This is a genomic window from Buchnera aphidicola (Rhopalosiphum padi) (assembly GCF_005080845.1).
Taxonomy (GTDB): Bacteria; Pseudomonadota; Gammaproteobacteria; order Enterobacterales; family Enterobacteriaceae; genus Buchnera; species Buchnera aphidicola_AO.
This window is the reverse complement of the sequence record NZ_CP034858.1, coordinates 189,536-201,892: the sequence shown is the minus strand read 5'-3', so window position 1 is coordinate 201,892 and position 12,357 is coordinate 189,536. Positions and strand designations below refer to the sequence as shown.

At 25.5% G+C, this 12,357-nt stretch carries 8 protein-coding genes and 1 pseudogene; 5 read left to right on the top strand and 4 right to left on the bottom strand.

Going from position 1 to position 12,357, the window contains the following annotated elements:
• Positions 1 to 21: 21 nt before the first annotated feature.
• Complete coding sequence (gene ung / locus D9V76_RS00955) at positions 22 to 687, bottom strand: uracil-DNA glycosylase (protein WP_158336992.1); 666 nt, start codon at positions 685 to 687, stop codon at positions 22 to 24.
• A 119-nt stretch (positions 688 to 806) separates the two neighbouring features.
• Here ung and D9V76_RS00950 point away from each other — a divergent pair, with 119 nt between their 5' ends.
• Positions 807 to 1,403 (top strand): peroxiredoxin C, encoded by a 597-nt coding sequence (locus tag D9V76_RS00950; RefSeq protein ID WP_158336991.1) that lies wholly within the window; start codon positions 807 to 809, stop codon positions 1,401 to 1,403.
• Between the two features lie 114 nt (positions 1,404 to 1,517).
• On the opposite strand, the gene D9V76_RS00945 is transcribed toward D9V76_RS00950, so the two are convergent.
• Positions 1,518 to 2,228: a DUF2076 domain-containing protein gene (locus D9V76_RS00945; protein WP_158336990.1), complete on the bottom strand. Its 711-nt coding sequence runs from the start codon at positions 2,226 to 2,228 to the stop codon at positions 1,518 to 1,520.
• A gap of 275 nt (positions 2,229 to 2,503) precedes the next feature.
• Here D9V76_RS00945 and gyrA point away from each other — a divergent pair, with 275 nt between their 5' ends.
• The 4 genes and pseudogenes from gyrA (at position 2,504) to yfaE (ending at position 8,857) form a co-directional block, all read left to right on the top strand.
• A complete protein-coding gene (gene gyrA / locus D9V76_RS00940) occupies positions 2,504 to 5,026 on the top strand; it encodes a DNA topoisomerase (ATP-hydrolyzing) subunit A (protein ID WP_158336989.1) in 2,523 nt (840 codons plus the stop codon).
• A 97-nt stretch (positions 5,027 to 5,123) separates the two neighbouring features.
• Positions 5,124 to 7,415 carry a class 1a ribonucleoside-diphosphate reductase subunit alpha gene (nrdA, locus tag D9V76_RS00935; protein WP_158336988.1) on the top strand — a complete coding sequence of 764 codons (2,292 nt, stop codon included), beginning with the start codon at positions 5,124 to 5,126 and terminating at the stop codon, positions 7,413 to 7,415.
• A 50-nt stretch (positions 7,416 to 7,465) separates the two neighbouring features.
• Positions 7,466 to 8,596 carry a class Ia ribonucleoside-diphosphate reductase subunit beta gene (gene nrdB, locus D9V76_RS00930; protein ID WP_158336987.1) on the top strand — a complete coding sequence of 377 codons (1,131 nt, stop codon included), beginning with the start codon at positions 7,466 to 7,468 and terminating at the stop codon, positions 8,594 to 8,596.
• A gap of 1 nt (position 8,597) precedes the next feature.
• Positions 8,598 to 8,857 (top strand): annotated as a pseudogene (gene yfaE / locus D9V76_RS00925) (class I ribonucleotide reductase maintenance protein YfaE).
• A gap of 9 nt (positions 8,858 to 8,866) precedes the next feature.
• On the opposite strand, the gene pta reads toward yfaE, so the two are convergent.
• On the bottom strand, positions 8,867 to 10,990 hold the full coding sequence (pta, locus tag D9V76_RS00920) for a phosphate acetyltransferase (protein ID WP_158336986.1): 2,124 nt from the start codon (positions 10,988 to 10,990) through the stop codon (positions 8,867 to 8,869).
• A 54-nt stretch (positions 10,991 to 11,044) separates the two neighbouring features.
• Positions 11,045 to 12,247 carry an acetate kinase gene (locus D9V76_RS00915; RefSeq protein ID WP_158336985.1) on the bottom strand — a complete coding sequence of 401 codons (1,203 nt, stop codon included), beginning with the start codon at positions 12,245 to 12,247 and terminating at the stop codon, positions 11,045 to 11,047.
• Positions 12,248 to 12,357 lie beyond the last annotated feature (110 nt).

Here is a 12,357-nt window from a genome sequence, read left to right as displayed (position 1 = left end):
ATTTTGAAATTTTTTCTATTTTTAAATTCTAAACCAATCAATTTCATCTCTTTTATGTTTAAGTAAAATTTTATTAGTTTTAGAAAAATGTTTACATCCTAAAAACCCACGGTGTGCTGATAAGGGAGAAGGATGAGATGCTTTTAAAACATAATGTTTATTCATATCAATTAGATCACACTTTTTTTTTGCATCATTACCCCAAATTAAAAAAACAATGAATTCTTTATAATAACTAATAAGAGAAATTACTTTATCTGTAAAAACATTCCATCCTATATTACAGTGAGATTTTGGTTTTCCTGATTCAACAGTTAAAATTGTATTTAATAAAAAAACTCCCTGAACCGCCCAATTTTTAAGACAACCATGATAAAATACGTGATTTTTATTAAAATCACTATTTAATTCTTTATATATATTTTTTAAAGAAGGTGGTATAGTATGATTTTCAGGAACTGAAAAAGCTAATCCGTGAGCTTGATTTTTAGAAAAATAAGGATCTTGTCCAATAATAACAACTTTTATTTCACTAAAAGAAGTTAATAAAAAAGCATTAAACACATCCTTTGAAGAAGGATATATTGTTTTTTTTAGACGCTCTTCTTTAAGATAATTAATGATTTTAAAAAAATATTTTTTTTTTTCTTGAGATAAAAGATCTTTCCAAGTTAAAATATTATTCATAGCACCTCTAGTTTTAATAAAAATTGATTTTAAAAATAATTTTTTATTAATAAAAAAAATTTTTCTTTTATAAAGAACGTATATCTTATTGTATTTTTTTTTAAATTAAAGGAAAAAAAATGACTTTAGTAACACAAACAGCACCGAATTTTGTAGCTCCAGCAATTTTAAAAAATAGCGAAATTATTAACAATTTTGACTTAAAAAAATATTCGAACGGTCAAGCAACAGTATTGTTTTTTTGGCCTATGGATTTCACTTTTGTTTGTCCTTCTGAAATTATGGAATTCAATAAAACTTATGAAAATTTTAAAAAAAGACATGTAAAAATTGTTGGTGTATCCATTGACAGTGTTTTTGTTCATCAAGCATGGCAAAATACTCTTCCTAAAAATGGAGGCATTGGAAAAATCAAATTTCCCATGGTTTCTGATGTGAAACATGAAATTCAAAAGTCTTATGGTATTGAACATCCTGAATTAAATATAGCATTAAGAGCCTCATTTCTAATCGATGAAAATTGGATTGTACGTCATCAAGTTGTTAACGATCTTCCCTTTGGACGAAATATTGATGAAATGATACGGATGATAGACGCTTTAAATTTTCATAATAAATATGGAGAAGTATGTCCTGTAAACTGGAAGCATGGAAAAGAAGGAATGAAAGCTTCTCAAGAAGGAGTTTCTTCATATTTAAAAAAACATTTTTCATAAATATTATTAAATAATTTTAATGAATAGTTTTTAAAGTCAGCAAAAAAATATGCTGGCTTTATTCTTAATTTAAACATAAATTATTAATAACTTTAATTTGACTATTAAAAATTTTTAAATAAAGTTATCATCATTAATCACACTATCGTCAACATGTTCTGTTTCATCAAAATCAGAATAATTATTATCATCAAAGTAATTATTCACTGGTTCAGTTTGGCTATCATAGTTTATTAAACTAGCATTATTATTACTATTTTCGATAGTATCATATTCATTTGTGTCAGATATAGACGATTGATTAATATTGTCAAAAACTTCTTCTTCCGGTGCAGTATGATTGAAAATATTCATTAACATGTTACCTAAAATCATACCTCCTGCTACACCTGTTGCTGTTTGCAATGCATTTTTAAGAAATCCACTATTTCTTGTTGTAGTTGCTGTTGAAGATGTCGGAATATTTGTATTACAAGATTCTAAAGTATTCTGATTTTTTTTCCATATCTTATTGTCATAAGATTCGGTTTGAGAAGCTGGATCTTTTTTTAAAAAATTTGATAAAAAACTTGGTTTTTTCTTTACTTGATCTGAATTTAAAAGTGATATTTGGTTTTTTAATTCTTCAATTTTTAAACTCATTTTTTTTATAGCTGTTTCTTGAATTAATATTGTTTGTACCATGTAGTAAGAAGAATACGGCTGTTTTTTTACTAAACTTTGGATCAAGGCATCTGCTGTATCATCGCGCTCAGAAGAATTCTGCTCAGTCTTTTTTAAACGATGAAATAAATTTTCTATTAAATTTTTTTCTTCATCTTTCATAAAATATCTCGTTTTTAATTAAATTGAGAAAAATTATTATTTCTATAATTGAATACTTATTTATATAAATTATTCTGATAAGTCATTATTTTAATACTTTCATTTAAAATAAACAATATAAAAAATGTTTTTTAATCATTTACAACATATTATTGTAAATAATTGTTTCGTTATTTAGAATCGCTTCTTTCCAGGCATCTAATACTTTAACTATGTTATAATTTCAAACTTAATATAATTCTATTAATAAATAAAAAAAAGAGAAAATAGTTAACATGAAAGACCTCTCTCGAAAAATTGTACAAGTTGATATTGAAAAAGAATTAAAAAGTTCTTACTTAGACTATGCTATGTCGGTAATAGTAGGACGAGCTTTACCTGATGTTCGGGATGGTTTAAAACCTGTGCATAGAAGAATACTTTTTGCAATGCATGTATTAAATAATTATTGGAATAAAGCATATAAAAAATCCGCCAGAGTCGTGGGGGATGTTATAGGTAAGTACCATCCACATGGAGATTCTGCTGTATATGATTCAATCGTGCGCATGGCACAAAATTTTTCATTACGCTATATGTTAATAGACGGTCAAGGAAATTTCGGTTCAATTGATGGAGATGCAGCAGCAGCGATGCGATATACAGAAGTTCGCATGTCTAAAATTTCTCATGAACTGTTAACTGATTTAGAAAAAAATACTGTAGAATTTATTCCAAATTATGATGGAACAGAATATATTCCAGAAATACTTCCATCTAAAATACCCAATCTTTTAATTAATGGATCGTCAGGAATAGCTGTAGGTATGGCAACAAATATTCCACCTCATAATTTAAATGAAGTAATTGATGGATGCTTAGCTTATATAAAAGATAATAATATTACATTACAAGAATTAATTAAGTATATTCCAGGACCAGACTTTCCAACTGCAGGAATTATTAATGGAAAAAAAGGAATTGAAGAAGCATATCAAACAGGAAAAGGAAAAATTTATATTCGTGCTCGTAATAAAATTGAAAAAAACAGAAAAAACAAAAAAGAATCTATTATTTTTTATGAAATCCCTTATCAAGTTAACAAATCACGTTTAATTGAAAAAATAGCAGAACTAGTAAAAGATAAAAGAATTGATGGAATAACCGCTTTACGTGACGAATCTGACAAAGATGGAATGAGAATTGTAGTTGAAATTAAAAAAGAATCTATATCAGAAATAATTCTAAATCAACTATATTCTCTTACTCAACTGCAAATTTCTTTTGGTATAAACATGGTTGCATTATGCCAAGGACAACCAAAAACTTTATCTCTAAAAGAGATATTAAAATATTTTTTATCACATCGAGAAGAAATAGTTACGCGGCGAAGTATTTTTGAATTAGATAAAACGTGTAAAAGAACTCACATCCTTGAAGGATTAAGTGTAGCTTTAATTAATATTAATTATATTATTGATTTAATAAAAAAAGCTAAAAGTTCATCAGAAGCAAAAGAGCTAATAATAAAACAAAGATGGATTTATAAAAATCTTAAAAATATAGATCAAAATTTAGAAAAAAAAACACAAGAAATAAAAAAAATAAATCAAAAAAATAATAATTATTATTATTTTACTGAAGAACAAGTACAAGCTATTTTAGATTTACGATTACATAAATTAACAAGCTTAGAACAAAATAAAATTATTTTAGAATACAGTTATTTAACCCAAAAAATTAAAGAATTAAAAGAAATTTTAAAAAATCCTGATCGTATGAAAGAAGTCATTAGAGATGAGTTAATATCAATAAAAAATAATTTTGGAGATCGAAGACGAACAGAAATTACAGAAAATAATGCTGATATTAACATTGAAGATTTAATTAATCAAGAAGATGTAGTAGTAACATTATCTCATTCTGGATATGTTAAATATCAACCTCTTTCTGATTACAACGCTCAAAAAAGAGGAGGAAAAGGAAAATCAGCAGCTAAAATTAAAGAAGAAGATTTTATAGAAAGTTTAGTTGTAGCTAACACACACGATACGATACTATGTTTTTCTAGCCGAGGTATACTATATTGGATGAAAGTTTATCAATTACCCGAATCCAGTAGACATGCAAGAGGTCGACCTATAGTAAATCTATTACCATTAAGTAAAAAAGAAAGAATTACAGCAATACTCCCTGTTCATGAATTTAGAGATAATCTAAATATTTTTATGGCTACTGCACAAGGTATAGTTAAAAAAAGTTCTTTAAAAGAATTTAAAAAACCTAGAATTGCAGGCATTATAGCAATTAATTTACGAGCTAATGACGAATTAATTGGAGTCGCATTAACAAATGGAAAAAATAACATTATGTTATTTACACAAAATGGAAAAGTAGTTCAATTTTTAGAAAATAGTGTTAGAACAATGGGAAGAACAGCTTCTGGAGTAAGAGGAATTAAAGTTTCAAAAACTGACAAAGTAGTATCTCTAATTGTTCCACATAAAAAAGAAAGTATTTTAATAGCAACAAATAACGGTTATGGAAAACGTACAAAAATAACTGATTTTCCAATTAAATCACGTGCAACACAAGGTGTAATTTCAATAAAAATTACTAAAAAAAATGGAAAAATTATCGGTGCTATACAAGTAGTAGAAAAAGATCAAATTATGATGATTACCAATGCAGGAACATTAGTTAGAATTAGAGCTTCAGAAATAGGTGTTTTAAAAAGAAACACACAAGGTGTCATATTAATCAGAACATCAAAAAATGAAAAAGTTGTTGCTTTACAAAGAATTGTAGAACCTATATAAAAATATTTTAATAAAAAATATTTATACTAAAAAAGTAATTATACTAGATTTCAAAAACAATATTTATAATATATTTTTTAAAATAGGTTAATTTAATATGGAAAATAGCTTGTTTGTTACAAAACGAAATGGAAAAAGAGAAAAAATAAATTTAGATAAAATTCATAAAGTTTTGAATTGGGCAGCAAAAGGATTAGAAAATATATCTGTTTCTCAAGTTGAATTACGTTCACGTATTCAATTTTATAACAATATAAAAACTGTGAATATACATGAGACAATTATTAAAGCTGCAGCAGATTTAATTTCTGAAGATACACCTGATTATCAATATATGGCAGCAAGACTTGCTATTTTTCATCTTAGGAAAAAAGCTTACGGTCAATTTGAACCACCTATTCTGTATCATCATGTAAAAAAAATGGTCAATTTAGGAAAATATGACGAAAAATTATTACAAAATTATTCTTTTAAAGAATATGTAGAAATGAATTCATTTATCGATCATTGGCGTGACATGAATTTTTCTTATGCAGCAGTAAAACAATTAGAAGGAAAGTATTTATTACAAAATCGTGTTACTGGAGAAATATATGAAAGTGCACAATTTTTATATATTTTAATATCTGCATGCTTATTTTCTAAATACGAAAAAAATATTCGTATGAATTATATTCAGCGCTTTTATAATGCAATTTCCACTTTTAAAATATCTCTACCCACACCGATTATGTCAGGAGTAAGAACACCAACTCGTCAATTTAGTTCTTGTGTGTTAATTGAATGTGCAGATAATTTAAACTCTATTAATGCTACAACTAGTGCAATTGTAAAATATGTTTCTCAACGAGCAGGAATAGGCATTAACGCTGGTCAAATTCGAGCTTTAGGAAGTCCTATCAGAAATGGAGAAGCATTTCATACCGGATGTATTCCTTTTTATAAACACTTCCAAAGCGCAGTAAAATCTTGTTCTCAAGGTGGAGTTAGAGGAGGGGCCGCAACTGTTTTTTACCCAATATGGCATCTAGAAATTGAAAATTTATTAGTTTTAAAAAATAATAGAGGAATTGAAGAAAATAGAGTACGTCATCTTGATTATGCTGTACAAATTAATAAATTAATGTATCAAAGAATGCTACTAGGAAAAAAAATTACATTATTTAGTCCTTCTGACGTTCCTAACTTATATAAATTTTTTTTCTCCGATCAAAAAAAATTTAAGGAAATTTATATTAAATATGAAAAAAATAGCAATATAAGAAAAAAAAGTATTAATGCAATTGATTTGTTCTGTTTAATTATGCGAGAAAGAGCATCAACTGGACGTATCTATATACAAAATGTAGATCATTGTAATTCACATAGTCCATTTAATTCTAAATTGGCAACAATAAGACAATCTAACTTGTGTTTAGAAATTACATTGCCTACAAAACCACTAAATAATATTGATGATAAAAATGGAGAAATTGCACTTTGTACTCTATCAGCTCTCAATCTAGGTTTAATTAATAATTTAAATGATCTCAAGGAATTATCTATACTATCTGTACGCGCTTTAGATGAAATATTAGAATATCAAAACTATCCAGTATTATGTGCAAAAAAATCTGCTGTTTCAAGACGTTCTTTAGGAATTGGTGTAATTAATTTTGCATATTATTTAGCTAAAAACAAAGTACGCTATTCAGATGGCAGTGCAAAAAATTTAACGCATAAAACTTTTGAAGCAATACAGTATTATTTACTAAAAGCTTCCTGTGAATTAGCCAAAGAAAAAGGATCTTGTTTATTATTTAATCAAACTAATTATTATTTAGGTAAGCTTCCAATTGATACATATAAAAAAGATGTAGATTCGATATGTAATGAACCATTACATTTAAATTGGAATTCATTACGAAAAAAAATTAAAAAATATGGATTAAGAAATTCCACTTTATCTGCTTTAATGCCTTCAGAAACTTCTTCTCAAATATCTAATGCTACTAATGGTATTGAACCTCCAAGAGGTTTTGTCAGTATAAAAGCTTCTAAAGATGGAATGCTGCGACAAGTGGTTCCAGAATATAAAAAATTGAAATATGAATATGAATTACTTTGGGATATACCAAATAATACAGGATACTTAGAACTTGTGGCAATTATGCAGAAGTTTATTGATCAATCTATTTCAGTTAACACTAATTATGATCCAAAACGATTTTTAAATGAAAAAATACCTATAAAACAACTTATATATGATTTACTTACAGCATATAAACTTGGAATAAAAACTCTTTATTATCAAAATACTCGTGATGGTGCTGAAGATAATCAAAATGTTAACAAATCTACTGAAAACATAAGAGAAGATAATTGTACAAGTGGTGCTTGTACGATATAATAATTGAATAAATTTAATTAAAAAATAAAAAATTTTCAGGTGTAATATAAGTGTCTTATACAACTTTTTCAAAAAAGAAAAATAATCAACTTAAAGAACCTATGTTTTTTGGACAATCTGTAAATATAGCTCGATATGATCAACAAAAATATAATATTTTTGAAAAACTAATTGAAAAACAACTTTCATTTTTTTGGAGACCAGAAGAAATAGATTTATCTAAAGATAGAATAGATTTTCAAAATTTACCTTCTAACGAAAAACATATTTTTATAAGTAATTTAAAATATCAAACTTTACTTGATTCTATTCAAGGAAGAAGTCCTAACATCGCTTTTTTACCTATAGTTTCTATTCCCGAATTAGAAACATGGATTGAAACATGGTCTTTTTCAGAGACAATTCATTCACGTTCATATACACATATAATTAGAAATATTATTAATCATCCATCTGTCGTATTTGATGATATTATTTCTAATAAAAACATTAATGATCGTGCAGAAGATATTTCTATTTATTATGATAAATTAATTAAAATAACAGCTTATTGGCATTTACTTGGAGAAGGACATCATAAAATTAATGGGAAAAAAATTGAAATCAATTTAAACTTATTAAAAAAAAGACTATATCTTTGTTTAATTAGTGTAAACGTACTAGAAGCCATTAGATTTTACGTTAGTTTTGCTTGTTCATTCGCATTTGCTGAAAGAGAAATAATGGAAGGAAATGCTAAAATTATCCGATTAATAGCACGAGATGAAGCATTACACTTGACTGGAACTCAACATATTTTAAATATTTTAAATAACGAAAAAAATAACGAAAATATGAAAAATACTATTTTAGAATGCAGAGAAGAGGCAATTAAAATATTTATATCTGCTTCAGAACAAGAAAAAAAATGGGCTAAATATTTGTTTCAAGATGGTTCGATGTTGGGATTAAATCAAGATATATTATGTCAATATATAGAATATATTACTAATGTTCGTATGCATGCAATAGGTTTTAAAATGCCTTTTGAAAAAAAATCAAACCCAATTCCTTGGATCAATTCTTGGTTAAATTCTGATTATATACAAACGGCCCCTCAAGAAACAGAAATCAGTTCATATTTAGTGGGCCAAATTGAATCAGAAGTATCTAATCAAGAATTCAAAAAATTTAAACTATAAAATGAATAATTTTACTATTAAAATACTAAATAAAAAAACAATAATTTATAAAAAAAAACTTCTTTATTATCAATTTTAGAAAAAAATAATGTAAATATTGAATATCAATGCAAATCTGGTTATTGTGGATCATGTCGTATTCAGATATTAAAAGGTAGTGTATCTTATTCAATAAAACAGCCCATGGCCGCTCTATTTAAAAAAAGAGAGATTTTTCCATGCTGTTGCGAACCCAACGGAAATATTATAATAAAAATATAAAAATAAAGTTTATAAAGATTGAATTGATGTCAATGCAATTGTATAAACAATGTCTTCAACTGATGCACCTCTTGATAAGTCATTTACTGGTTTTTTTAATCCTTGTAGCATTGGTCCAATGCAAATAAGATCTGTTGAACGTTGAACTGCCTTATAAGTTATATTACCAGAATTTAAATCCGGAAAAATAAAAACATTAGCTGATCCTAAAATAGATGAATAAGGAGTTTTTAACTTAGCAACTTCCTTTGAAATCGCTGCATCATACTGAATTGGACCATCAATAATTAAATCAGGTCTTTTTCTTTTTACGATAGAAGTTGCATCCCTAACTTTTTCTACTTGCCATCCAGATCCAGAAAAACCAGTAGAATAAGATAACATTGCTATACGTGGTTCTATACCAAATATTTTTGCTGAATCGGCAGATTGAATTGCAATTTCAGCTAATTCTTCTGCATTTGGTTCTATATTAATCGCACAATCGCCATAAATCAAAACTTCATTTGGTAACAACATAAAAAATATAGATGAAACTAAAGAATAAATAGAATTAGTTTTGATAATTTGCAATGCTGGACGTATAGTATTAGCAGTTGTATGAACTGTTCCAGAAACTAATCCGTCAACTTCACCAGATTCTAATATCAACGTTGCTAAAACAACGTTATCTTTTAATTGTTTTTTTGCAAAAACTTCATCTATGTTTTTATTTTTACGAATTTCTAATAAACGTGAAATATATTTATCTCTTATTAAAAAAGGATTTATTATTTCAATGTTTTTATTCAAAAAAATTCCATTTTGATTTGCAATATTATAAATTTTTTTTGGATCACCTAACAATATACATTCTGCTATACCTAAACGATGACATATCTCAGCTGATTTTAATATACGTATTTCATATGATTCAGGAAGTATAATACGTTTAGATTTTCTTTTAGATAATTTTTTTAATCGATAACAAAAATTTTTAGGTGAGTACGTTTTTTTATAATCAATAGTAGTTTTATTCTTTTCGCTGATTAAAGAGTTTTTATTAAAAAAACTAGAAATATATTCTAATAAATTTTTAATAAAAACTTTGTTTTGAATATTAATATTAAAATTAAACTTTTGTAATTGAGATAATATTTCTATTGTGTTTTGTTTCGTAAAAAATATAGGAATACCTTGATTTATTAAAAATTTTAATAATTCAATAGAATTCTTATTTATTTTCAATACTCCTGTTAGTAAAATTGCACCTATTTCTTTTGGTTTTAATAATAAACGCAATGTTTTAAAAAATATTTCCATTCGACTCAAAGCAACTAATACCAATGTATTAGTATAATTTTTTTTCAAAATTATTGAACAATCTTCATCAAATATTGTTATATTTTTTATAAAAGTGTTTTTTATACTTATTGTATTTATAAGATTTGCATTTAAAAATTTAAAAATATTGATTACAGATGATTGAAGTAAATTTTTATTCCAAGGAATAAAAGCTATAACAGTAAAAAAACTATTAAAAGAAAATTTTTTTTTAATTTCGTCAATGCATGTACTTTGTTTTATATTTTTTAAAATTGTTAATTTATCAATGAAATTATATTTCATTTTAATAAAAGGAGAATTAATTTCATTAAAAATAACACCTAAAAAATTTTTATATTTTTTTTGCTGTAAAAAAAAATGGATTTTTTCTTCCTTTTTTCGAAAATATTCTAAGGACAATTCTTTTAAATTTTCTATTAATATCACTTCTGCATCTATATTTTGTGCAATATCAAAATTGATTTGATCTGCATCACAATGCTCTTCTTTATTAATCCCCTTGATTAAAATCAATTCATTCATCTTCTCTCTATTAAAACATTCTTTAATAATCTTATTTACAAGAGAAGAATATTTGTAAGAATTAAAAATTTTTTTAGAAAAATTTATATCATCTAGTATATTTATTTTTTTTGAAAAACATTTTCTGATAAAGTTTATATTATCTGATTTTATAAGAGGAAAATAAGAAAAAGATTTAAAATAATTTTTTTGTTCTTCTTTATTAAAGAAATAAAGTAAACTTAAACTAATTGTAGTTAAACTAACGTTTTCATCTAAAGGTACTAACATTATAATACGCGACATAATTTCTTTTTTATTTTAATTTAATATAGAAAATACTATAAAATAATTATGATTTTAACTAATTATCTTTATAGTCTCCTGAGCTATTGCCAATTCTTCATCTGTTGGAATAACAAATGCTGGACGCGATGTATCTGTAGTAATTAATCCGTGCTTTCCATTTTTAATAGTAAAATTACGTTTTATATCAACTTTAAAACCTATTAAAAATAATTTTGATAAAGTAATTTCTCTAATTAATGGAACATTTTCACCAATGCCTCCAGTAAATACTATAGCATCTAAACGATTTTCCATTAAGGCCATATAAGAAGCAATATATTTAGACAAACGATGACAGAATATATCTACAGATAATTTTGCATTTTTTTCGAAATAGTAATTTTTTTCAAAATAACGAAAATCACTACTTATTCCACTTAAACCTAATAAACCAGACTTTTTTGTGAGTATTGTATGAATTTCATCAATACTCATACCAAGTTTTTGGTGCATAAAAAAAATAATTGAAGGATCTATATCACCACTACGAGTACCCATTACTAATCCTTCTAAAGGCGTTAATCCCATAGAAGTATCTACACATATTCCATTACAAACTGCAGAAACAGAAGCCCCATTACCTAAATGACATGTAATAATATTAAGTGAATTAAAACTTTTATTCAAAATAACAGCAGCTTCAGAAGCAACATAGTGATGGCTTGTACCATGAGCTCCATATCGTCGAATACGGTATTTTTTATAAAAAAAATAGGGGATAGCATACAAAAAAGAAGTTTCTGGCATATTTTGATAAAAAGATGTATCGAAAACAGCTACATTTTTTTTTGAAAAAGCAGGAAATTTTTCTATAGCTATTTTGATACCTATTAAATTTACTGGATTATGTAATGGAGCGAATGGAATAGCATTTTGAATCAATTGAATAATATCATCATCTACTAAAACAGATGATTTTATTTTGTTTCCTCCATGAACTACTCTATGTCCTATACCTATAATATTATTAAATATATCTTTTTTTTCTAAAAGAAACTCATCAAAAATAAAGTTCAAAGCATCTTTATGAGATAAATTAGATCCTATACATGTTTTGTGTTCTATTCCTAAATATTTCCATTTAATATATGTTTTTGATAAAAATAAACACTCTACTAAACCAGATAAATATTTTTTTTTATTATTAGGATTTAATATTGCAAACTTTACAGAAGAACTACCACAATTCAATACAAAAATTAAATTATTCAATATTTTTTACCGTTTTTTATTTATTAAAATAATTATATTTTAATGTAAACTTTCGAAATTATTATTTTTAATATATAATAATTAGCTTTATTAACAAAGTTAATATTTAAAAT

Coding starts and splice junctions, on each gene's coding strand:
- ung (WP_158336992.1), bottom strand. CDS start 687: ATGAATAATATTTTAACTTGGAAAGATCTTTTATCTCAAGAAAAAAAA.
- D9V76_RS00950 (WP_158336991.1), top strand. CDS start 807: ATGACTTTAGTAACACAAACAGCACCGAATTTTGTAGCTCCAGCAATT.
- D9V76_RS00945 (WP_158336990.1), bottom strand. CDS start 2,228: ATGAAAGATGAAGAAAAAAATTTAATAGAAAATTTATTTCATCGTTTA.
- gyrA (WP_158336989.1), top strand. CDS start 2,504: ATGAAAGACCTCTCTCGAAAAATTGTACAAGTTGATATTGAAAAAGAA.
- nrdA (WP_158336988.1), top strand. CDS start 5,124: ATGGAAAATAGCTTGTTTGTTACAAAACGAAATGGAAAAAGAGAAAAA.
- pta (WP_158336986.1), bottom strand. CDS start 10,990: ATGTCGCGTATTATAATGTTAGTACCTTTAGATGAAAACGTTAGTTTA.